Genomic DNA, 23,472 nt, shown 5'->3' on the forward strand with positions numbered 1-23,472 from the left:
GCTCAGACCTCCAGCGCGGACATCACGTGCTTCAGGCGCGTGTAGTCGTCGAAGCCGTACTGCGACAGGTCCTTGCCGTAGCCGGAGTGCTTGAAGCCGCCGTGCGGCATGTCCGAGACGAAGGGGATATGGGTGTTCACCCACACGCATCCGAAGTCCAGTTCGCGCGTGAACCGCATCGCCGTCGCGTGGTCACGGGTCCACACCGATGCGGCGAGCGCGAACGGCACGCCGTTGGCGAAGGCCAGCGCCTGGTCGGCGTCGGAGAAGGACTGCACGGTGAGCACCGGACCGAAGATCTCGCGCTGCACCACCTCGTCGTCCTGACGGACGCCGGAGAGGATCGTCGCCTCCCAGAAGTAGCCGCGGTCGCCCTGGCGCCGACCGCCGGTCTCGACGCGGATGTGAGCGGGCAGGCGCTCGATGAATCCGGACACCCCGTCGAGCTGCGCGCTGCTGTTCACCGCGCCGTAGAGGATGCCGTCCTCGTGCGGCCCTCCGGTGCGGGCGTGAGTGCAGGTACGGGCGACGAGCGCCGCGACGAACTCGTCGTGGATGCTCTCGTGCACGATCACGCGGGTGGCGGCGGTGCAGTCCTGGCCGGCGTTGAAGTAGGCGCCGGTGACGATGCCCTCCACCGCCTTCTCGAGGTTCGCGTCGGGGAACACCACGGCGGGCGCCTTGCCGCCGAGCTCGAGGTGCACGCGCTTGAGATCGGATGCCGCGGACGTGGCGACCTCCATGCCTGCGCGCACCGATCCGGTGATGGCGACCATGTCGGCGCGGGGGTGCCCCACCAGCATCCGCCCGGTCTCGCGGTCGCCGAGCACGACGTTGAACAGGCCCTCGGGCGTGTGGTTCGCGACCACCTCGGCGAGCAGCAGCGTGCTCTGCGGGGTGGTCTCGGCGGGCTTGAGCACGACGGCGTTGCCTGCGGCGAGCGCCGGGCCGATCTTCCAGACCGCCATGTTCAGCGGGTAGTTCCAGGGCGTGACCTGTCCGATCACGCCGACCGGCTCGCGGCGCACATAGGAGGTGTGGCCCGACAAGTACTCCCCCGCCGCGCGTCCTTCGAGGCTGCGGGCCGCGCCCGCGAAGAAGCGCAGCTGGTCGACGGACTGGTCGATCTCGTCGGCCACGAGGCTCGCACGGGGCTTGCCGGTGTCCTGCGATTCGAGGTCGGCGAACTCGTCGGCGCGCTCCTTCATCTCCTCCGCGATGCGGAACAGCGCGAGCTGCCGGTCGGCGGGCGTGGCGTCACGCCACTGCGCGAACGCGCCGTCGGCCGCGGCGTAGGCGGCGTCCACCTCGGCCGCTCCGGAGATCGGCGCCCTCCCGTACATCTCTTCTGTGGCCGGGTCGATCAGATCCATGGTCGCCTCGGTGGGGACCTCTGCGGCGCGACCCGCGATCACGTTGCGCAACACCGTTGTCAGCATGGCTTCAGTGTAGGAGTGAGGCACCGAAACATCCATCCAAATTCAACGAGATCAGTGGTTCCCGACATTGAATTCCACGGATTCTGTTGCTTGAGCGGTCCGGGAGTGTCAGGATCAGCACATGGCCTCAAAGCAGAAGCATGCAGTGCTGGACGATGTGTCGAAGACGATCATCGAGTTGCTCCAAGAGGACGGCCGGCGTGCGTACGCCGACATCGGCCGCGAGGTCGGCCTCAGTGAAGCCGCCGTCCGCCAGCGCGTGCAGCGCCTCATGGAGGCCGGCGTGATGCAGATCGTCGCGGTCACAGACCCCCTGCAGCTCGGCTTCCTCCGGCAGGCGATGATCGGCATCCGCGTCAGCGGGGATCCCGAGGTGGTCGCCGCAGCGCTCGCCGAGATCACCGAGATCGACTACGTCGTCGTCACTCTCGGCGGCTTCGACGTGCTCGCCGAGGTCGTGTGCGAGAGCGACGAGGACCTGCTCGAGCTGCTCGCCCGTCGCATCCGCAGCATCCCCGGCGTGCTGTCCACCGACACCTTCGTCTACGCCCGGCTGCACAAGCAGCTCTACAACTGGGGGACCCGATGACATACGACGCCGACCGCCTGCGCGCGAGCGCGAACGATCACCTCTGGATGCACTTCTCTCGGCAGTCCACGCTGCCGGAGGTGCCCATCATCACCCGCGGTGAGGGCCATCACATCTGGGATGCCGAGGGGCGGAAGTACATCGACGGACTCTCGGGCCTGTTCGTGGTCAACGCCGGACACGGCCGCCGCCGGCTCGCCGAGGCCGCCGCGAAGCAGGCCGAGGAGCTGGCGTTCTTCCCGCTCTGGTCGTACGCGCATCCGGCGGCCATAGAGCTCGCCGACCGGCTCGCCGGCTACGCACCGGGCGATCTGAACCGGGTGTTCTTCTCCACCGGCGGCGGCGAGGCGGTCGAGACCGCGTTCAAGCTCGCCAAGCACTATTGGAAGACGCAGGGCAGGCCGGGGAAGCACAAGGTCATCTCGCGGTCGATCGCCTACCACGGCACCACCCAGGGCGCACTCGCCGTCACCGGCATCCCGGCGATGAAGGCGATGTTCGAGCCGGTCACCCCGGGCGGCCTGCGGGTGCCGAACACGAACTTCTACCGCGCCGCAGAGATGGGCGCTCCGTCCGACGACGTCGAGGCGTTCGGACGCTGGGCCGCCGACCGCATCGAGGAGGCGATCCTGTTCGAGGGCGCCGACACCGTCGCGGCGGTCTTCCTCGAGCCGGTGCAGAACTCCGGCGGGTGCTTCCCTCCCCCGCCCGGATACTTCGCCAGGGTGCGCGAGATCTGCGACCGGCACGACGTGCTGCTCGTCTCGGACGAGGTGATCTGCGCCTTCGGCCGGCTCGGATCGATGTTCGCCTGCGAGCGCCTCGGCTACGTGCCCGACATGATCACCTGCGCGAAGGCGATGACCAGCGGGTACGCACCGATCGGCGCCACGATCGTCAGCGACCGCGTCCACGAACCGTTCGCCACCGGCGACGCGATGTTCCCGCACGGCTACACCTTCGGCGGGCATCCGGTCTCTGCGGCCGTCGCCCTGGAGAACCTGGATCTGTTCGAGGAGGAGGGCCTGAACGAGCACGTCGTGCAGAACTCGCCGCTGTTCCGCGCAGAGCTGGAGTCGCTGCTCGACCTGCCGCTCGTCGGCGACGTGCGCGGCGAGGGCTACTTCTTCGGCATCGAGCTGGTCAAGGACAAGGCGACCAAGGAAACCTTCGACGACGCGGAGTCCGAGCGGCTGCTGCGCGGCTTCCTCTCCCCCGCGCTGTACGAGGCCGGCCTGTACTGCCGCGCCGATGACCGCGGCGACCCCGTCATCCAGCTCGCACCGCCGCTGGCCATCGGACCGGCTGAGTTCCGCGAGATCGGCAGCATCCTCCGCGGCGTGCTCGGTGAGGCGGCGGCCCGGCTGTGAGGCCGGTCAGCGCTGGCTGACGCTGATCCGCACCAGGTTGCGACCGCGGATCGCGTAGAAGTCCTCGTTCTCGTCCACCGCGGATCGCGGGATGCCGTACCACTCGCCGTTCAGCGTCACCAGGTCGGTGCGGGCGAAGGTCTGGGGGTCGAAGCGGAAGAACTCGGCGCTGGAGGTGCCGTAGACCATCCCTCTGCTCACCAGCAGGGTGCCGTAGGTCGGGACCGCGTCTCGGTGCCGCGATCGGTGCACGACGGTGCGGGTGGTCAGGTCGATCACGGCGAGCTCTCCGCGGTATCCCAGCGCGTAGAGGTGGTTGCCGCGCACCGCGAGTCCGGTCACGCCCGCCGGGTCCTCGAGCGGATCGATGCGCCACAGCTCGGTGTGCGTGACCGGGTTCCAGGCCACGACGACTCCCCTGCCGCCGGTGACGTCGCCGCCGAGATAGGCGACGCCGTCGTGGGTGGCCACCGAACGCACCATCTGCCTCGCGTCGATGGGGTTGATCGCCGCGGTGAGAATATCGGCGACCGGGTCGTAGGCGAGCAGGCTCCCGCCGCCCTGTGTGTCGTTCTGCAGACCGAGCAGCAGCAGGCCGTTCACGTCGTCCCACACGACCTGGTGCGGACGGTTCTGCCCTGCGGGGAACTTCTCGACCAGACGCGGCCAGCGGCCGTCCACGGCCGGGTCATGGCGCAGGATGCCCACGCCGCTGTACTGCCCGAAGTAGGCGACGCCGTCGACGACCGCGATGTCCTTCGCCTCCGAGCCCGCGTACAGCCGGGTGACCGCGCCGGTGGAGACGTCGCGACGGCTGACCGCGTTCGTGCCGCCCACGTAGACGCCGCCCGCGCCGGCCGCCACCGACATCGCCAGCAGAGCGCCGGCCGGAGCTCCGGCGTCGATGAGATCGTGCAGCACGTGCTCGCCGGTGACGAGATCGATCTCGACGGCGAGCGCGAATGCCGACACCGTCCACAGCTTCCCGTCACGGACGAACAGGCCCCAGAGCTCGCCGAGCTCGACGCCCTTCGGCGTGAGATCGCGGAACGCTCCGGTGGCCGGGTCGTACTCGCGCACGCCGGCGAGCAGCGCGTAGAACCTCCCGCCGGCGTGCACGAGGTTCTTCGCGGACCCTCCACGCCCGGGGTAGGCGAGCGTGTACGAGGACGGGTCGGCCCGGTCGATGAACGCGAGTGCCGCGCCCTGGGGCGTGACGCCGGCAACGCACAGGGTGTTCTCGTCCACGACGATGAGATCGCGCACCTCGACCCCGGCGGCGAACTCCGGAGGCAGGATAGACCGCACGGCGTTGGTCGCCCGGTCCATCACCCAGAGGCCCGCCTTGCTGCTGGTCAGCAGTGCGTTGAGCACGCTGCCGGTGCCGATGTAGACCTCGTCGGCCGTCGCGGCGAGGGCGCGGATCATCGTCGCCTGCGGATCCGGGATCGCCACCTCGTCCAGGACGCCGGTGGACGTGTCAAAGCGGCGCAGCCGCGGGCGGAGGTCCTTGCTCATCTCCCGTCCGCCGAAGTACAGCACTCCGTCCGGAGAGACGGCCAGGGCGTAGGGGTCCAGCGCCGGCATGTCGTGCAGATCCTCCTTGGGCGCACCGGGGCGGCTGAGATCGAGGCGGATGAGGCCGGGGCCGGGTGCGGAGTCGTACTGGCGGATCGCGGCGTAGAGATACCGGCCCTCCGCATCCGGCACGAGCAGCTGGGTGCTGATGCCCGGCGCCTCGGTCACGCTGGTCACGGTACCCGTGGGGATGTGGAAGCCGATGATCCGCAGCGGATCGATGTTGCGGGAGGCGATGTACACGGTGTCACCCACCCTGGTCGCTGCCGCGTGTGTGAAGGCGGTGACGCCGGGTCCGAGGTCGGTCACAGTGACCGCCGGGGTCGCGGAGCCGCTCGCGAAGGCGCCGGAGGAGGCGCCGATGGAGGCGCCGAGGGCGCAGGCCACGCCGCCGGCGAGGCCGAGCTGCAGGAGGCTGCGTCGCGAGAGGGACGGGAGCTGAACGGTCATGAGGCTTCCTCATCGTCGAGGCGGGCGAAGGTTGCTCAGACCGTAGCCAGCAGGACGGCTCGGCGTCGAGCCGTCCTCACAATTCCTAACATCAGGCAGGCGGCCCGGGCGAGCCGTGTCCCCGAACGGCCGAACGGCGCCGCGACGGCCACCAGCGCGGTTCGCGAAACGAATATCGTGTGCTATCTCGCATTTCGCGTACGATGACGACAGTTTCAACATGAAACACCTACGGATTCCGCCGTCCGCGGAGCCATCCCGAGAGGATGATATAGATGGGTACCACGGTCTTCGAACGCCGTCGCCCGAACCCGACCATCGTTGACAACGCGTTGAACGACACGGCGTTCGCCGTGTTCTGGCTCGACGACGTGCAGCGCGTCCCGCATCCGCCCCTCACCGCGACGATCGATGCCGATCTCGCGATCGTGGGCGGCGGATACACCGGCCTGTGGACCGCGATCCGCGCCAAGGAGCGCGACCCGCAGCGCCGGGTCGTGCTGCTCGAGGCGTCACGCGTCGCCTGGGCGGCCACCGGCCGCAACGGCGGATTCTGCGAGGCCAGCCTCACGCACGGCCACGAGAACGGTCAGAGCCGCTGGCCGGACGAGATCGAGCAGCTCGAACGGATGGGGCTGGAGAACCTCGACGGCATCGAGGACTCGATCCGCCGCTACGGCATCGACGCCGACTTCGAGCGCACCGGCCAGCTCGCCCTCGCCGTCGAGCCACACCAGGTGGAGTGGCTGCGCGAGGAGGACGGTTTCCTCGACCGCGACGCCGTACAGGCCCAGGTGCACTCCGACACCTATCTCGCCGGCGCCTGGGACAAGGAGGGGTGCGCGATGGTGCATCCCGCGAAGCTCGGTCTCGAGCTCGCCCGCGTCGCCGCCGAACTCGGCGTGGAGATCTTCGAGCAGAGCCGCGTGCAGCGCCTGGAGGGCGACGGCTCCGGCCCTGTCACCCTGGTGACCGACAGCGGTCGCGTGAACGCCCAGCGCGTCGCCCTCGCGACCAACGTGTTCCCCTCGCTGCTCAAGCGCAACGCGCTGATGACGGTACCGGTCTACGACTACGTGCTGATGACCGAGCCGCTGAGCACAGAGCAGCTGGCCTCTATCGGCTGGTCGAACCGTCAGGGCCTGGCCGACAGCGCCAACCAGTTCCACTACTACCGGCTCAGCGGCGACAACCGCATCCTGTTCGGCGGCTACGACGCGATCTACCATTTCGGCGGCAAGGTGCGACCGGAGTACGAGGACCGCATGGAGAGCCACCGCAAGCTAGCGGAGCACTTCTTCACGACGTTCCCGCAGCTCGAGGGTCTGCGTTTCACCCATCGCTGGGCGGGTGCGATCGACTCGTGCAGCCGGTTCTGCGCGTTCTACGGCACCGCTCGCAAGGGCCGGGTCGCCTACGCGATCGGATTCACCGGGCTGGGCGTGGGCGCATCCCGCTTCGGCGCCGACGTGATGCTCGACCAGTTGGCCGGCGAGAAGACCGAGCGCACCGAACTGGAGATGGTTCGCAAGAAGCCGATCCCGTTCCCGCCGGAGCCGGCCGCGTCGATGGGCGTGAACATGGTGCGCTCTGCGATGGATCGTGCCGACCACAACGAGGGGCGCCGTGGTCCGCTGCTGAAGGTCCTCGACGCCGTCGGAATGGGGTTCGACTCGTGACCGCGCTGCCTGCCGCCGGCACCGCAGTCACGGATCTTGCACTCGACCACGAGGCGCTGCCCGCCTCGGCTGTGATCGCGGGCGCGCCGACCGCGGCCGTCGCCGTGCTCGACGACACCGGCGACCGCGAGGTCGGCATCTGGGAGATGACGCCCGGTGTGGCGACCGACACCGAGGCCGACGAGCTGTTCGTCGTGCTTTCGGGTGCCGCGATCATCGCCTTCGACGACCCCTCGATCCCCGACCTGCCGATCGGCCCCGGCTCCGTGGTGCGCCTCGCAGAAGGCATGCGCACGACCTGGACCGTGACGGAGACGCTCCGGAAGGTCTACATCGCCTGACCCCCTCAACCCCTTGAGTTGGCACCTGTTGCCGCCTGCCGCCCGACAGTGCGGCAACAGGTGCCAACTTTCTGAGGGTCGCTCCGCCCGTCAGCTCGCTGAGTTGGCACCTCATGTCGCTCGACGCTCGCGCAAGCGGCAACAGGTGCCACATCTGTCCGCAGCGTCAGGGGCGCCAGCCATGGCGTCGCAGGGCGGCCTTGACCATTTCCGTCGCGACGGGGCTGCGCCCTCGAATGTGTGTGCCGAGCAGGCGCACAACCTCGTATCCCTCGGCCGCGTAAGCCGCATACTTCTCGATGTCACGGCGCCACTGCTCTCTCGACGTGCGGTGGTGGTCTCCTTCGATCTCGACGAGAACTCGAAAATTCAAGTAGCCCACCTCTGTCACTCCGAGGAGACGCCCTCGCGCGTCGCGCACTTCGACATCAAGCGTCGGCGTGGGCAGCCCATCGGCCTCGGCGTCGAGCCGATAGTCCGTCTCCAGCGGCGAGGCGCTGCCGACCCGGATGTGCTCGAGAGCATCGCGCAGATGCTGGATGCCTCGCCGCCGACCCATGTCGACCGCATCCCGCAGTTCCTGCACGGTGCCCAGTGCCGATTCTTGGCATCGATTCGCGTACTGATCCCGCGGAACACGGACGATGGCGTCGCCGATCTTCACGAGTTCCCTAACGGACTGAGTCTCCGCGAGCATCGCCCAAGTCGTCGCCGGATCAGTCACACGAAAACCGTCGACGTCACCCAACCGCACCAGGTGGGGAGCGATCTGCTGGCCGCGGATGCCGCGACGCCGCGTGGCGCGGCGTGGAGCGCGGATGCCGACCTCGAGGGGCCCAGAGCAATCGACCGGCAGCCCATGAAAGCCCGCGGCAGATGCACCGATGAAGAACGCGTCATCGAGCATCACCGGTCGATACAGTTCCGCGCGCCGCCTCATCTCTGCGTGCCGGGCATTGTCGCGGGCGAACGGCGCATCCTGGTCGAGGTTCTGGAGCTCCTCGACGTCGGGAAGCGACACGAGCGCGCCACGATGCGTATGCCCGATGTCTTTGGCACGCAAGCGGCGAGCCGATACGCCGAACGCCCGCGCCTGCTCCGGCGTGAAGATCGGCCCGAGCCCCTCGGGGAGCGGTGCGGGTCGCGGTGGCATCCCAGCATCCTGCGCCCTCACCCACCGCACGAAGCGCGTGACTTCCCAACTTGGGTATGAAGACGCGACCTCGATCGTATGTGGATATCGAGTGTCGCCCACCAGATGCTCCACAAATCTGGCACCTGTTGTCGCTCCGGTCACGCCGACGCGACAACAGGGGCCAAGTTCAGATGCGGCCCTGGACGCGCTGCCAGTTCAGTTGGCACCTGTTGCCGGCTGCATGGCATTCATGCGATAACAGGTGCCAACTGAGCAGCAGCGGGGACGGCGCCTCAGACCAGCAGGGCGAGTTGGAGGGCGGCGAGAGTCTCGCCGTCCTCCAGCTCGGCGCCGGTGAGATCGGCGATCAGCTCAAGGCGCTGGTAGAACACCGAGCGGGACAGGCCGGATGCCGCGGCCGCGGCGGTTCTGCTGGTGGGGTGGGCGACCAGGGCGCGCAGCACCTCCACGAGGTCGCCTCGGTGCGCGGTATCCCACTCCTCCAGCGGCGCGAGCAGCTCCTCGCGCAGTGCCGCCAGCCGGGGGTCGCCCTGCAGCTCCCCCGCCAGCCGGATCAGCGGTCGCCCGTCTCCGCGCGCCACGGTTCCCGTGGCGGCACGGGCCGCGAGCACGCGCGCCGCGCGAACCGACGCGGCGAGGCCCTCCACGCCGTCCGCCCGCGGTCCCCAGGCCGCACCCGTTCCCGCCGCGGCGAGCGCTTCGGCGGCTCTGGCGAGCAGGGCGTCGATCTCGGACGCGCGGATGCCGGCGGGCAGCGACACCAGCATGATGCCGTCCCTTCCGTCCACGGCCTGCCGCACCGCCCCGCGGGCGATCAGGGATGTGGTCACCACGTCGAGCATCCCGGCATCCGCGTCCCGCACGACGAGCGTGTGCAGCACACGACCATGCACCGGAAAGCCGCCGGTCTCCAGCCGTGCGCGGGCATCCGCGGGCGTCGCGAACGACTCGTCGAGCAGTTCGCGCACCAGAGCGGTGCTCGCCGCTCGCTCCCACGCGCGGTCGTCGCCGTCGGCGAGGCGGCCGAGCGCGAGCGCCGTCGCCGCGCTCTCCAGCACCGTGAGCACGCCGGCGGGATGTGCGGCATCCGGATGCGCGTGAAGGCGACCCCAGCGTGTGCCTCGCGCCTCGACCGTGACGCGCTCCCACACCTCACCATCGCGGAACGCCTCGAGGACAGGCGCGTCCTCGCGGCCCGCCGGCGCGAAGGCGACGGTCTCGTCGGCAGCGGTGCGCAGCAGCACCGGCGCCCCGAGGATGCGGGCGGTCTCGCGCACCACGGTCCCCGCCGGTGCGCCGCGCAGGCTCAGTCCGGTGAACAGATCATGCACCCGCTGCCTGGCCTGCAGGGCGTCGAACTGCAGCTGCATGATCAGGCGGTGGATCGCCTCGGTGACGGCGACGAACTTCACCTCCTGCTCCAGCACGACCAGCGCCAGGCCGTGCTCGCGGCAGGCCTGTACGAGCGCCGGCGGCACCGTCGGAAACCGGCCGCCGAGCTCGAGCACGACGCCGGCGGCATCCGCGGCGTGCAGCCCGGCGACCAGCGCGCGCAGCCGCTCGTCGGCGCCGGGCCAGCCCGCGCCGGTGGTGAGCAGCAGCTCGCCGCCCTCCAGCATCCGCGGTGCGTCCTCGCTGTCGGAGATGTGCGCCCAGCGCACCGGCGCATCGAGCGCGTCGCCGCCGACGAGAACATCGGGATGTCCGGCCCGCAGCGCGGGGATCGCCAGTGCGTCCGCGACAGTGATCACCGAACCGGCATCCGGACGATCTGTCCGAATCGCATCCAACTTCTGACGATCTGCCGCCATGGCCACCTCTTGATTCTCGTCAGGCTAAGGATATCCCGATGCGCGTCCGCGTCGGTCAGAGTGTTCGACCAGGAGAAGCAGATGACTCTCATCCCCCACTACATCGACGGCGTCGAGGGCGCCGAGGCGGCGAAGACGCTGCCCGTCTACAACCCCGCGACCGGCGAGACGCACCGTCGGGTCGCCGTCGCCACCGCCGAGGAGACCGAGCGCGCGATCGCCGCTGCCAAGGCCGCTATGCCCGCCTGGCGCGCCACCAGCCTGATCAAGCGCGCCGACGTGTTCTTCCGCCTGCGCCAGATCCTCGCCGACCGCACCCCCGAACTGGCCGCGATCGTCACCAGCGAGCACGGCAAGGTGCTCTCCGACGCCGCCGGCGAGGTGTCCCGCGGCATCGAGAACGTCGAGTTCGCCGCCGGCCTCACACACCTGCTCAAGGGCGAGCGCGCCGAGCAGGTCGCCCGCGGCGTGGACGTGCACTCGGTGAAGCAGCCGGTCGGCGTGGTCGCGTGCATCACCCCGTTCAACTTCCCGGTGATGGTGCCGCTGTGGATGGTCGCCTCGGCGATCGCCTGCGGCAACACCGTCGTTCTCAAGCCCAGTGAGAAAGACCCGTCCGCCGCGATCTGGCTGGCGAAGGCCTTCACCGACGCCGGCCTGCCCGACGGCGTGCTGAACGTCATCAACGGCGACAAGACCGCCGTCGACGCACTGCTCGACTCCCCCGACGTCAAGGCTGTGAGCTTCGTCGGTTCCACCCCGATCGCGAAGTCCATCTACAAGCGTGCCTCCGCGAACGGCAAGCGTGTGCAGGCCCTCGGCGGCGCGAAGAACCACATGGTGGTCATGCCCGACGCCGACATCGATGCCGCCGCTGCCGCCGCCGTCTCGGCCGCCTACGGCTCCGCCGGCGAGCGCTGCATGGCCATCTCGGTGCTGGTCGCCGTCGGCGACGTCGCCGAGCCGCTGATCGCCTCGATCTCCGAGAAGGTGCAGAACCTGCGCATCGGCGACGGCACGGATGCCGCCAGCGAGATGGGTCCGCTCATCACTCGCGAGCACCGTGACCGGGTCGAGTCCTACGTGACCGGCGCCGAGGCCGAGGGCGCGACCGTGCTCATCGACGGCACCCAGCGCATCGCCGCGGGCCAGCGCATCGAGAGCGACGGCTTCTTCACCGGCATCAGCCTGATCGACCACGTCAAGCCCGGAATGAAGCTCTACGAGGACGAGATCTTCGGCCCGGTGCTCGGCATCGTCCGCGTGGGCAGCTACGCCGAGGCCGTCGAGCTGATCAACGCCCACCAGTTCGGCAACGGCACGGCGATCTTCACCCGCGATGGCGGCACCGCCCGTCAGTTCGAGTTCGACATCGAGGTCGGCATGGTCGGCGTGAACGTGCCGATCCCCGTTCCGGTCGGCGCGTTCTCGTTCGGAGGTTGGAAGACCTCGCTGTTCGGCGACTCGCACATCTACGGTCCCGAGTCGATCCACTTCTACACCCGCTCCAAGGTCGTCACCACCCGCTGGCCGGATCACACGCCGGCGCAGGTCGACCTCGGCTTCCCGAGCAACCACTGAGGAGTCCCGCCATGACCGCTCAGACCGCATCATCCGAGGCTCAGGTGCGCGCGGACGACCGCGCCCACGTGTTCCATTCCTGGAGCGCACAGGCGAAGATCGACCCGCTGCCCGTCGCCGGCGGCGAGGGTGCCTCGTTCTGGGACTACCAGGGCAACACCTACCTCGACTTCTCCAGCCAGCTGGTGAACCTGAACCTGGGCCACCAGCATCCTGATCTGGTCGCCGCCGTGCAGCAGCAGGCCGGGCGTCTGGCCACCATCCAGCCGGCCATGGCGAACGACGTCCGCGGTGAGCTGGCCCGGCTGATCTCCGAGGTCGCGCCGGACGGCTTCGAGAAGGTGTTCTTCACCAACGGCGGCGCCGACGCCAACGAGTACGCGGTGCGCATGGCCCGTCAGGTCACCGGCCGCCGCAAGGTGCTGTCGATGTATCGCAGCTACCACGGCTCCACCGCCACGGCGATCTCGCTCACCGGCGACCCGCGGCGCTGGGCGAACGACGTCGGCGACAACGGCACGGTGCGCTTCTTCGGACCGTACCTGTACCGTTCGGCGTTCCACGCGACCACGATCGAGGAGGAGTCGCAGCGCGCGCTGGAGCACCTGGAGCAGACCATCCTGCTCGAGGGCCCGTCCACGATCGCGGCGATCATCATCGAGACGGTGGTCGGCACCAACGGCGTGCTGATCCCGCCGCCCGGGTACCTCGACGGCGTGCGTGAGCTGTGCGACCGGCACGGCATCCTGTACATCGCCGACGAGGTGATGGTCGGCTTCGGCCGGCTCGGCGAGTGGTTCGGCATCGACGCCTTCGGCGCGAGGCCCGACCTCATCACCTTCGCGAAGGGCGTGAACTCCGGCTACGTGCCGCTCGGCGGCGTCGTGATCTCAGACCGCGTCGCGGGGCACTTCGACGAGGTGTCGTTCCCCGGCGGGCTGACCTATTCCGGGCATCCGCTGGCCTGCGCACCTGGCGTCGCCACGTTCGAGGTGTTCCGTCGCGACGGCGTCCTGGAGCGCGTGCGCGACCTGGGCAGCCGTGTCGTCGAGCCTGCCCTGCAGGCGATGGCCGCGAAGCATCCGTCCGTCGGCGAGGTCCGCGGCCTCGGTCTGTTCTGGGCGATCGAGCTGGTGCGCGATCAGGAGACCCGCGAACCGCTGGTGCCGTTCAACGCCGCCGGTGCGGATGCCGCGCCGATGGGCGCCTTCGCGGCGGCGGTGAAGGAGGGCGGCGTGTGGCCGTTCCTGCACTTCAACCGCACGCACATCGCGCCGCCGCTGGTGATCTCGGAGGACGACCTGGTGCGCGGCCTCGCCGTGATCGACGAGGCGCTCACCGTGTCGGACGGCTACTGCTCCGGTCGTTGAGCGAGCGAAGCGAGACGAAACGCCCCGGGGTCTCCCGGGGCGTTTCGTCTCGTCGCTTCGCTCTTCGCTCAACGACCGGAGTCGTACACCCGTTCGCCCTCCACCCAGGTGCCGATCACTCGGGTGTGACCGATCTCCTCGGCCGGATGCTCGAATGGGTCGCGGTCCAGCAGCGCCAGGTCCGCGAGCATCCCGACGGCGATCGTGCCCGTCTCATCGAGGTGATTGATCCGCGCAGACCCCGCCGTGTACGCGGCGAGGGCGGTGCCGAGGTCGATCGCCTGTTCCGGCAGGAACGGCGGGTAGTCGCCCTCCCACTCGCTCGGCGCCGACTGGCGGTTCACCGCCACGTGGATCGCCGCGAGGGGGTCGGGCGTCGACACGGACCAGTCGCTGCCGGCCGCGAGCGCGGCGCCCGAGTGCAGCAGATCGCCGAAGGGATACTGCCACGCCGAACGGGTCTCGCCGAGGAACGGGATGGTCAGCTCGACCATCTGCGGCTCCAGCGTCGCCCACAGCATCTGCATGTTCGCGGCCACATCGAGGGCTCGGAACCTCGGGATGTCGTCGGGATGGACGACCTGGATGTGCGAGATGTGATGCCGGTTGCCGCGAGGACCGTTGGCGCGCAGCGCAGCGTCGACGGCGTCCAGGCACTCCCGGACCGCGCGGTCGCCGATCGCATGGAAGTGAAGCCCGAAACCCAGCTGATCCAGGCGCGTCGCGGCCTCGTTCAGCACGTCGGGATCGACGAACGAGATGCCCTCGTTGCTCCCGGGATGCCCGTGGCCGTCGCAGTAGGGCTCCAGCATCGACGCGGTGAAGTTCTCGGCGACGCCGTCCTGCATGATCTTCACGTTGCGGGCGCGGAAGCGCCCCGCGGTGCCGGCGTCCCGGCGCGCGACGATGTCGTCGATCTGCTCCAGGCCCTTCGTGCGGTCCCACCACAGCGACCCGACGACGCGCCCGGTGAGCGCGCCGGACGCACCGGCGGAGAGATAGGCCGGCAGCGGGTCGCCCGCGTCGCCGTACTCGGTACCGACGATGGCGTCCTGCCAGGCCGTGATGCCGAAGGAGTGCAGATGCTTCTGCCCCAGCAGCAGCGCCTCGACGAGCCTCTCCGGCGGTTCCTCCGGCAGCAGCCGGTTGACCAGGCCCATCGCGCCCTCGTGCAACGTGCCGCTGGGATTCCCTGCGGCATCCCGCTCGATCCGGCCGTCGGCGGGGTCGGGCGTCTCGCGGGTGATCCCCGCGAGCGCCAGGGCGCGGGAGTTCACCCAGGCGCCGTGGCCGTCCCTGTTCGGCAGGAAGGCGGGCCGATCAGGCACGACCGCGTCGAGGTCGGCCGCCGTCGGCGTCCCGCCGGGGAACGCCGACATCTGCCATCCGCCGCCGAGCACCCACTCGTCGTCCGGATGCTCCGCGGCGAACTCGCCGATCCGTGCCAGGTACTCGTCCCTGGTCGCGAGCAGCGCGAGGTCGCATCGCAGCATGTCCAGCCCGCCCCAGACGGGGTGGACGTGCGCGTCCTGGAAGCCGGGGACGAGCAGCCGGCCGGCGAGGTCCACCACCTCGGTGCCGGGTCCGATCAGGTCGTCGAGGTCGTGTCCGACCGCGCTGATCCGGCCGGCGGTCACGGCGACCGAACGGGCGGTGCCGCGAGCCCCGTCCGCGAGGAAGGCTCTGCCTCCACGCGCGCCGCCGGTGAAGACGATGTCCGCGTGCGTCATATCAGCCACCCGCCATCGTCCGGGCGATGTCGGCGGCGGAGTCGCCCGCCTTCTTGAGGACGATGGCGACCACCGCGAGCGCGACCAGCGTGAGCACGAGCATGATCGTCGACACGGCAGCGATCTCGGGCCGCAGTCCGGTGCGCACCGAGCCGAGGATGTACACCGGCCACGGCGTCGACCCAGCCACCGAGACGAACGCCGCGATCACGGTGTTGTCCAGGCTGAGTGTGAACGACAGCAGGAAGCCGGCGAGCACCGCGGGCATCGCGAGGGGCAGCGTCACACGACGGAACGTGGTCAGCGGCCGTGCGTACAGGTCGGCGGAGGCCTCTTCCAGCTGCGCGTCGAGCCCGATGAGCCGGGCGCGGACGAGGTACGACACGATCGCCACCGAGAACAGCGAATGGCCCACCACGAGGCGGACGATGCCGTTCGCGAACAGCCCGATGCCCCAGTCCTGTCCGAGCGTCACCAGCCACGGCAGCAGAGCGACCGCGTCGACGATCTCCGGGGTGACGGAGACCAGCAGCAGCAGGCCCAGGAACCACCACACCCACTTGCCGGGATGCCGCGCCATCGCGATGCCGGCGAGGGTTCCGAGAGCGCTCGCCAGGAGAGCGGCGATGAAGCCGGTCTGCACCGAGATGAGCACGGCGTCGCGGATGACGCTGTTGGTCACGATGGCGGCGAAGGAGTCGAAGCCGAACTCGGTGAATGAGGTGAGCAGGCGCCCCGTGTTGAACGAGTACATCACGACGACGGCGATCGGCAGGAACAGGAACACCAGGACGGCGATGCCCCAGATCGTGAACCCGAGATCGCCGCGCGACCGCCGCGGACGCGGCTTGACGGAACTGCGCGCGGTGACGATCGTGCGGGTGTCGTCCCCGAGCGTACGGCTGTCGACTGCAGTCATGCGGCACCTCCGGGGGTCGTGACGGCGACGGACGCCGTCGAAGCGGGGGCGGGATCGAGCACGACGCGGTTGCGAAGCCGGAACGGGAGCCCGATCAGCCAGACCAGCGCCAGAGCGACCGCCGCGGTGAGCATGATGATGATGATCAGCGAGACCGCCATCGCCGAGCCGAGCGCCCAGTTCTGGGCGGTCTGGAACTGGATGGCCACCATCTGTCCGATCATGTTGCCCTTGGCCCCACCCAGGATCGTCGCGGTGATGTAGTCACCCATCAGCGGGATGAACACCAGCAGGATGCCTGCGACCAGACCTGGCTGAGCGATCGGAAGCGTCACCCGCAGGAAGGTCATCCAGCGGTTCGCTCCGAGGTCCTTCGACGCTTCGCGCAGAGACGGCGCGACCCGGTCGAAGGCGACGAACAACGGCAGGATCATCAGCGGGAGATAGTTGTAGATCACGCCCAACAGCACCGCGGGGCGGGTGTACAGGATCTCGAGCGGACCGAATCCGAGGCTCTCGAGCACTCCGGAGAGCCAGCCGTTCGGCGCCAGGATGATCTGCCATCCGATCGTGCGCACCAGGAAGTTGGTCCAGAACGGCACCATCACCAGGGCGACGAGCAGTCCCCGCTTGGACGGCGGCGCCTTGACCGCCATCCAGTACGCGACCGGCGCGCCGATGGCGAGGCACGCGAGCGTGCCGAGGATGCCGATCCACAGGGTGTTCTGGAACGTCGCGAAGAACGTCGGCGTGAGCACCTCGAGGTACCGGTCGAACGACAGGCGGTCGTTCGCGTGGGTGCCGAACAGGCCCGGCTTGTAGCCGAAGCTGTACCAGACCACGTACCCGACGGGGATGACGAAGAAGAAGAGCAGCCACGCCCACGCGGGGAACGCGAGCGCGACTCCGGCCTTCTTACGCACCCGCGGCCGCCTTCACCTTGTTGTAGATGTCGACGACACGGGTGAGCGACTCGTTGACCTCGCCCTCCTCCATCGTCTCGATCTGCTCGGGGGTGAAGAAGACCAGGTCGAGCATCACGAGTCCCGCGTCCTTGGCCGCCTGCTCGATGCCTGCGACGCCGGTGTGGTACCCGATGTAGTCGAGCTCCTCGAGCGACACCTCGGGGTCGAGCACGTAGTCGATGAACGCGTGAGCGGCCTCGGGATGCGGCGCTCCGACGGGGATCGCCCAGTTGTCCATCCAGATCTCGGTCTTCGGGCCGCCGAAGACCCACTGCCAGCGGTCCGGCTCCTCGCTCTCCATCAGAGCGAGGCGGACATCGCCGTTGTACGCCTGCATCAGCACGTGCGAGGCCTGCTGGATCGCACCGCCGCCCGGGTAGGAGTCGAATGCCTCGATGTGCGGGGCGAGGGTGTTGACCAGGAAGTCCTCGGCGGCGTCGAGGTCGGCGGTGTCCTGCGTCGTCCACGGGATGCCGTTGGCCCAGAAGTACACGCCCGTCAGCTCGCTCGCGTCATCGAGCATCGACGTCTTGCCGCTCGCCTCCTTCTGCGCGGCGTCGAGGAAGTCCGCCCATCCGGTCAGCTCGCGGGTGATGACCGTCTTGTCGTAGACGAAGCCGGTGGTGCCCCACGCCTTGCAGATGGAGTACTCGTTGTCGGGGTCCCAGCCGCGCCCGGCGAAGGCCGCGTCGACGTTCTTCAGGTTCGGGATGAGGTCGTGGTTGAGCTTCTGCAGCAGGCCGTTCTGCACCATCTGCGGAATGTAGACGCCGGTCGGCACGACGATGTCGTAGCCCGCGCTGCCCTTGGCCGCGGTGAGCTTCGCGATCATCTCCTCGTTCGAGTTGAACGAGGACAGTTCGATCTTGGGCCCCTTCTCCTTCGTGAAGGCCTTCAGCACGTCAGGGCTGTCGTAGTCGCCCCAGGTGTACACCGACAGCTCGCTCTCGAGGGCGCCGCCGGTGGCGGCAGGTGCGGCCGACGTGCCTCCGTTCGGCGAGCACGCCGTGAGGATGGCCGCGGCTCCCGCGGCGGCGGCCACGCCGAGGAAGCCGCGGCGGGACAGCTCGCGGCTGATCATGGGTACGGCTTCGCTGCTGGCGAGGATGCGGATCGGGTTCTTGGACATCTTTGTCTCCAGGTCGAATTCGGTCGGGGAGGATCAGGCGGGCGGGGCGACGTAGCCGCCGTCGGCGGCGGCGTCGTCCGCCGGGAAGAGCAGCACGTTCGAGGCATCCCACGAGCACACCACCGCGTCGCCGACGGACAGCGACGGCGCCTCCGGCGTGGGGCGCCGGGCGATCAGGCTGGTGTCGTCACCGACTCGCACCAGGTACTGCATGGTCTCGCCGAGGTGGGCGACACCGAGCAGCGTGCCGTGCACGCTGTTGACGGGTGCCGCTGCTGCGGCATCCTGCTCGGCGGCGATACGCACGAACTCGGGCCGCACTGCGGCCTGACCGCGCGCGATGCCGGCGAGATCGGCGGACGCGCCGCGGACCAGCCCCTCCGGCGCCTCGACCGCTGCGCCGCCCTCGGCGACGGGGCCGGTGAAGAAGTTCTGCTGGCCGACGAACGCGGCGACGTAGGCGGATGCCGGGCGCGAATAGACCGTGTCCGGGTCGGCGATCTGCTCGACGACGCCGTGCCGCATGATCGCGATGCGGTCGCTCATCGACAGCGCCTCGCCCTGGTCGTGAGTGACGAACACGAACGTGATGCCCAGCCGCGACTGCAGCAGCTTGAGCTCGAGCTGCATCTCCTCGCGCAGCTGCCGGTCCAGCGCGCCGAGGGGCTCATCGAGCAGCAGCACAGCAGGGCGGTTCACCAGCGCGCGCGACAGCGCGATGCGCTGCTGCTGCCCGCCGGAGAGCTGAGTGGGCTTGCGGTCCGCGAGGTGGCGCATCTGCACCAGGTCGAGCGCCTCGGCCACCCTGGTGCGGATCTCGGCCTTCGGCGTGCGGCGCTGCTGCAGGCCGTAGGCGACGTTCTCGGCCACCGTCATGTGCGGGAACAGCGCGTAGGCCTGGAAGACCGTGTTCACCTCGCGCTTGTAGGGCGGTTCGCCGAGCACGCTGCGTCCGGAGATGCGGATGTCGCCCTCGTCTGGATGCTCGAATCCTGCGATCATCCTCAGCGTCGTCGTCTTGCCGCAGCCCGAGGGGCCCAGCAGCGACAGGAACTCGCCCTGCCTGATCTCCAGCGTCAGGTCGTCGACTGCGGTCGCGTCGCCGTAGCGCTTCGTGATGCCGGCGATCTCAACGCCACCGGCGGTGGCAACGCTCTCAGCCATTCATCCTCCTCATCGAGAATCTCGGTCGAAGGAGTCTTTCACACCTGGAGGCGCAACGGAAGCGGAAACGGTTGCGAAACAGTCTCGAAGCGACGATATCCGTCGCCGCTCGCCCTACTTGCTATGGAAGTCGAATGCCTTCAGCAGTTCGTCGACGGCCTGCTCGCGCTGCTCGCCACCTTCCTCGAACATGTGCGTCACGTGCGTGCGCAGGTGGTTCTCCAGCAGCAGCCTGTTCAGGGACTCCAGGGAGCGCTGCACGGCGCGGGACTGCGTGATGATGTCCATGCAGTACTCGTCGTTCTCGATCATCCGCGCGATGCCGCGCAGCTGACCTTCGAGGATGCTGGTGCGGTGCAGAGCTCGCTTCTTGATGTCTTCGATCACAGATCGAGGGTACCCGCCGTGGCAGGATGAGGGCATGTCGCGTACCCCGATGGCGCTGCTGTCCGCCGCCGATCAGGAGCGGCTGCGCGCCCTGCGCATGATGAAGGGCGTCGCACTCGGCGCCCTGCTTGTCATGGCGGTCGCCTTCGTGATCGCCTTCGCACTCGAAGACCGCCACCCATGGCTCGCATATGTGCGCGCTGCGGCCGAGGGCGGGATGGTCGGCGCGCTCGCGGACTGGTTCGCGGTGACCGCTCTGTTCCGGCATCCGCTCGGCCTTCCGATCCCGCACACCGCGATCATCCCGAACCGCAAGGACGAGATCGGCCGCAGCCTCGGCGAGTTCGTCGAGACGAACTTCCTCTCCGCCGAGGTGGTGCGCACCAAGCTGGAGCAGACCGATGTGGCGAAGCGACTGGGCGAGTGGCTGAGTACCCCCGCGCATGCGGAACGCGTCGCCGCCGAGGGCGCCACGGTCGCGACCGCCGTGCTGCACGCGCTCAGCGATGACGACGTGCGCGACGTGATCGCCGACCTCGCCCGCCAGCACCTCGTCGACCCCGAGTGGGGTCCCCCGGCCGGCGCCTGGCTCGAACGGATCGTCGACGCCGGCGCGCATCACGGCGCCGTCGATCTCGCCGTGGACAGCGTCGTGACCTGGCTGGACGCGAACGCGCAGGCTTTCCACGGCCTGGTGTCGCGGCGCCTGCCGTCGTGGGTGCCGTCCATCGGACACCGGATGGTGGATGAGACGGTCTATCGCGAGGCAGTGAAGTTCGCGCATGCCGTGCAGGCCGATCCTCACCATCCCGCCAGGATCGCCGTCGACGGTTACCTGGAGCGTCTCGCCGACCGCCTGCAGCACGACCCGTCGATGCGCGCGAAGCTCGAGAACGCGAAGAGCGGGCTGTTCGACAGTCCGCGCGTCGCCGCGCTGGCCGCCGAGGCGTGGCAGGCGGCGAAGACGGGCCTGATCCGCTCGCTCGAGGATCCGCACAGCGGGCTGCGCGCCAGGGCCGCGTCGGCGATCGCCGACATCGGCACGCGGCTCACAACGGATGCGGCACTGCAGCGCCGCGTGGACGGCTGGGTGACGGATGCCGCCGTGTTCGCCGTCGATCGCTACCGTCACGACATCGCGTCGATCATCACCGACACGATCGAGCGCTGGGATCCCGCCGAGACCACCGAGAAGATCGAGCTCATGGTAGGCCGGGACCTGCAGTACATCCGCCTGAACGGCACGGTGGTCGGCGCACTCGCGGGTGTGGCGATCTTCGCGGTCGCGCATGCTCTGATCCCGGTGTGACGAACCGGGTCGTATCGACGCGGCGAGGATCCGTTTGGTTCTACATCGTTGCAGAACGGTTCTACATCGTTGTAGATTGCGGCTGACGCCGAGTTCGGCGCCAGCCGCATCCGTCCGATGACGAACAGGATCCCCATGCCCAGACGAACGACCCGCGCCGTCCTGGCGCTGACCGCCGCCGCTGCGGTCGCCTCGGCGCTGCTGACCGCGCCACCCGCCTTCGGCGGCGCCGAGCAGACACCTCCGCCTCCGCGGTTCCACGACGTCAGTGTGCACGACCCCTCGATCGTCACCTCAGGGGACGACATCTGGGTGTTCGGCTCCCACGGCGCCTCCGCCCGCACCACCGACCTGATGAACTGGGAGCAGTTCACCGTCGACCTGTCCCAGAACACCGACAATGCGCTGTTCGACGACGTCCGCACCGAACTCGCCGACGCCTTCGCCTGGGCCCAGACCAGCACGCTCTGGGCCGCGGACGTGATCCGGCTGCCCGACGGACGCTACGCGATGTACTACAACGCCTGCGAGGGCAGCAAGCCGCTGTCGGCCATGGGCCTGGCGACCTCGGACAGCGTGGACGGCCCCTACGAGAACCAGGGCATCCTGCTGAAGTCCGGCATGACCGGGGAGTCCGAGAACCCCGGCGAGGTCTACGACGCGAGGAAGCACCCGAACGCCGTCGACCCCGATGCGTTCTACGACGCCGACGGCAGGCTCTGGATGGTCTACGGCTCGTACTCCGGCGGCATCTTCCTGCTCGAGATGGACGCTGCGACCGGTGAGCCGCTCCCGGGACAGGGCTACGGCACGCACCTGGTCGGCGGCAACCACAGTCGCATCGAGGGTCCGACCATCGAGTACGACGCGCAGACCGGCTACTACTACCTGTATCTCTCGTTCGGCGGGCTGGACGCCTCCGGCGGGTACGACGTGCGCGTGGCCCGTTCGAAGGACGTCGCGGGCCCGTATCTCGATGCGCAGGGCAACGACATGCGCGAGGTCAAGGCCGACCCGTCCCTGCCGATCTTCGACGATGCATCGGTGCAGCCCTACGGCGTCAAGCTGATGGGCGGCCACCTGTTCGGCCGCGAGCTGGGCGACCCCGGCACCGGCCCCGGCACCGGCTACGTCTCCCCCGGTCACACGTCCTGGTACGTCGACGACGCGGGCAGGCGGTTCATGGTGTTCCACTCCCGCTTCCCGGGGACCGGTGAGATGCACCAGGTGCGCGTGCACCAGATGTGGATGAACGCGGACGGATGGCCCGTGGTGTCCCCGATGCGCTACGCCGGCGAGACCGCGGGCAAGGTGAAGCGTGCCGATGTGGTCGGCTCCTGGCAGTTCGTGAACCTGGGCAAGGACATCACCGCCGTCCCCGCACGGGCCACCAAGATCGACCTCGGCAGGTCCGGGGACGTCACAGGATCGGCGACGGGCACGTGGAAGCTCACCGGGCAGCACACCGCGACCCTCACCCTCGACGGCGAGGCCTACGACGGCGTGTTCGCACCGATCTGGGATCCCGATCTGAAGGCATGGTCCATCGGTTTCACGGCGAGCTCGGATGCGGGCGTCACCGTGTGGGGGCGCCGCAGCGTCGAGCTGCACGGCCAGGCCGCGGTGGATGCGGTCCTCGCGGACATCGCGATCGGCACGACGGCCACCGTCGACCTCGAGCTGCCGGTGTCCGGCACCGGCGGCACGACGATCGCATGGTCCTCGAATGGCACAGCGATCACCGCCGATGGGACCGTGACCAGGCCCGCTGTCGGGGAGCCGGATGCACGGATCACGCTGACGGCCACGGCGACCGACGGCACGGCGACCGGTCAGCGCGCGTTCGAGATCTTCGTGCCGGCTCGCACGGCGGGTGCACTCGCCGACAGCTGGGCGTTCGACGGAGCTCTCACCGCCGGCTCGGGCGTGCAGGCCTCCGGTGTCCCGACCGGCGCTCGCGTCGACGCGCCGGGCGGCACCGTGTCCTACGTCGCCGACGGCGTGTCAGGTTCGGCGCTGCATCTCGACGGCGGCTCGGGTGTGCGCCTTCCGGACGGACTGATCCAGGGCCGGTCCTACTCGGTGAGCGTCTGGCTGCGACCGGAACAGCTCACCGCGTACACCTCGGCGTTCTTCGCCGCGCGTGACGCCGATCACTGGGTCAGCCTGGTGCCGCGCGGGCACAGCGGCGTCGGCGGCTCCGCGATGGTGTGGGCGGGCACGGCCTGGTACGACGCGGGGACAGGAGCAGACCTTCCGCTGAACGCGTGGTCGCACCTCGCCTACGTCGTCGACGACGGCGCGATCACTGTGTACGTCGACGGCGAGCGACGCTTCCAGGGCACGGGATTCCCCGACGTACTGACGACCGACTCCGGCGTCTTCGCGATCGGCGTGAACTGGTGGGATGCTCCGTTCCGCGGCGATGTCGATGAGCTGACCGTGTGGAAGTCGGCGCTCTCCCCGCAGGACATCGCCGACCTCGCAGCGTCACCGACACGCTGA

18 protein-coding genes are annotated in these 23,472 nt (G+C 69.2%); 8 read left to right on the top strand and 10 right to left on the bottom strand.

Going from position 1 to position 23,472, the window contains the following annotated elements:
- Positions 1-2: 2 nt before the first annotated feature.
- Positions 3-1,439, bottom strand: a complete 1,437-nt coding sequence (locus GON06_RS03375) for a gamma-aminobutyraldehyde dehydrogenase (protein ID WP_157310868.1) — start codon at positions 1,437-1,439, stop codon at positions 3-5.
- 121 nt (positions 1,440-1,560) lie between these two features.
- On the opposite strand from GON06_RS03375, the gene GON06_RS03380 reads away from it, so the two are divergent.
- Both GON06_RS03380 and GON06_RS03385 read left to right on the top strand, forming a co-directional pair.
- On the top strand, positions 1,561-2,028 hold the full coding sequence (locus GON06_RS03380) for an Lrp/AsnC family transcriptional regulator (RefSeq protein ID WP_157310869.1): 468 nt from the start codon (positions 1,561-1,563) through the stop codon (positions 2,026-2,028).
- On the top strand, positions 2,025-3,398 hold the full coding sequence (locus GON06_RS03385) for an aspartate aminotransferase family protein (RefSeq protein ID WP_157310870.1): 1,374 nt from the start codon (positions 2,025-2,027) through the stop codon (positions 3,396-3,398). The genes GON06_RS03380 and GON06_RS03385 overlap by 4 nt, the downstream gene beginning before the upstream one ends.
- A gap of 6 nt (positions 3,399-3,404) precedes the next feature.
- Here GON06_RS03385 and GON06_RS03390 read toward each other — a convergent pair whose 3' ends face one another.
- A complete protein-coding gene (locus GON06_RS03390) occupies positions 3,405-5,426 on the bottom strand; it encodes a hypothetical protein (protein ID WP_157310871.1) in 2,022 nt (673 codons plus the stop codon).
- Between the two features lie 275 nt (positions 5,427-5,701).
- Between GON06_RS03390 and GON06_RS03395 the strand changes: the two genes are divergently transcribed.
- Positions 5,702-7,105: an NAD(P)/FAD-dependent oxidoreductase gene (locus GON06_RS03395; RefSeq protein ID WP_157310872.1), complete on the top strand. Its 1,404-nt coding sequence runs from the start codon at positions 5,702-5,704 to the stop codon at positions 7,103-7,105.
- Entirely contained in the window at positions 7,102-7,446 is a 345-nt protein-coding gene (locus tag GON06_RS03400) for a cupin domain-containing protein (protein WP_332837127.1), read from the top strand. The genes GON06_RS03395 and GON06_RS03400 overlap by 4 nt, the downstream gene beginning before the upstream one ends.
- A gap of 166 nt (positions 7,447-7,612) precedes the next feature.
- Here GON06_RS03400 and GON06_RS03405 read toward each other — a convergent pair whose 3' ends face one another.
- Together GON06_RS03405 and GON06_RS03410 are read right to left on the bottom strand one after the other, a co-directional pair.
- Complete coding sequence (locus tag GON06_RS03405) at positions 7,613-8,599, bottom strand: hypothetical protein (RefSeq protein ID WP_157310873.1); 987 nt, start codon at positions 8,597-8,599, stop codon at positions 7,613-7,615.
- A 275-nt stretch (positions 8,600-8,874) separates the two neighbouring features.
- Entirely contained in the window at positions 8,875-10,413 is a 1,539-nt protein-coding gene (locus GON06_RS03410; protein WP_157310874.1) for a PucR family transcriptional regulator, read from the bottom strand.
- A gap of 81 nt (positions 10,414-10,494) precedes the next feature.
- Between GON06_RS03410 and GON06_RS03415 the strand changes: the two genes are divergently transcribed.
- Positions 10,495-11,994, top strand: coding sequence for a CoA-acylating methylmalonate-semialdehyde dehydrogenase (locus GON06_RS03415; protein ID WP_157310875.1), 1,500 nt, complete (start codon positions 10,495-10,497; stop codon positions 11,992-11,994).
- Positions 11,995-12,005: 11 nt separating this feature from the next.
- Positions 12,006-13,364, top strand: coding sequence for an aspartate aminotransferase family protein (locus GON06_RS03420; RefSeq protein WP_157310876.1), 1,359 nt, complete (start codon positions 12,006-12,008; stop codon positions 13,362-13,364).
- Positions 13,365-13,432: 68 nt separating this feature from the next.
- Here the strand turns inward: GON06_RS03420 and GON06_RS03425 are convergent, their stop codons facing one another.
- From GON06_RS03425 to GON06_RS03450, 6 genes are all read right to left on the bottom strand, one after another.
- The gene (locus tag GON06_RS03425; protein WP_157310924.1) at positions 13,433-15,094 is read right to left on the bottom strand and encodes an amidohydrolase; all 1,662 of its coding nucleotides are present in this window, start codon (positions 15,092-15,094) and stop codon (positions 13,433-13,435) included.
- Position 15,095: 1 nt separating this feature from the next.
- Positions 15,096-16,013, bottom strand: coding sequence for an ABC transporter permease (locus GON06_RS03430; RefSeq protein WP_157310877.1), 918 nt, complete (start codon positions 16,011-16,013; stop codon positions 15,096-15,098).
- Complete coding sequence (locus GON06_RS03435; protein ID WP_332837128.1) at positions 16,010-16,936, bottom strand: ABC transporter permease; 927 nt, start codon at positions 16,934-16,936, stop codon at positions 16,010-16,012. Before GON06_RS03435 ends, GON06_RS03430 begins: the two co-directional genes overlap by 4 nt.
- The gene (locus GON06_RS03440; RefSeq protein ID WP_157310878.1) at positions 16,929-18,107 is read right to left on the bottom strand and encodes a polyamine ABC transporter substrate-binding protein; all 1,179 of its coding nucleotides are present in this window, start codon (positions 18,105-18,107) and stop codon (positions 16,929-16,931) included. Before GON06_RS03440 ends, GON06_RS03435 begins: the two co-directional genes overlap by 8 nt.
- Positions 18,108-18,140: 33 nt before the next feature.
- Entirely contained in the window at positions 18,141-19,271 is a 1,131-nt protein-coding gene (locus GON06_RS03445; RefSeq protein ID WP_157310879.1) for an ABC transporter ATP-binding protein, read from the bottom strand.
- A 114-nt stretch (positions 19,272-19,385) separates the two neighbouring features.
- Positions 19,386-19,658: a metal-sensitive transcriptional regulator gene (locus GON06_RS03450; protein WP_332837129.1), complete on the bottom strand. Its 273-nt coding sequence runs from the start codon at positions 19,656-19,658 to the stop codon at positions 19,386-19,388.
- A 34-nt stretch (positions 19,659-19,692) separates the two neighbouring features.
- On the opposite strand from GON06_RS03450, the gene GON06_RS03455 reads away from it, so the two are divergent.
- Positions 19,693-20,967, top strand: coding sequence for a DUF445 domain-containing protein (locus GON06_RS03455; protein WP_157310881.1), 1,275 nt, complete (start codon positions 19,693-19,695; stop codon positions 20,965-20,967).
- A gap of 135 nt (positions 20,968-21,102) precedes the next feature.
- On the top strand, positions 21,103-23,472 hold the full coding sequence (locus tag GON06_RS03460; protein WP_157310882.1) for a LamG-like jellyroll fold domain-containing protein: 2,370 nt from the start codon (positions 21,103-21,105) through the stop codon (positions 23,470-23,472).

Origin of the sequence: Microbacterium sp. MAH-37 (genome assembly GCF_009758255.1) — a bacterium.
Taxonomy (GTDB): Bacteria; Actinomycetota; Actinomycetes; order Actinomycetales; family Microbacteriaceae; genus Microbacterium.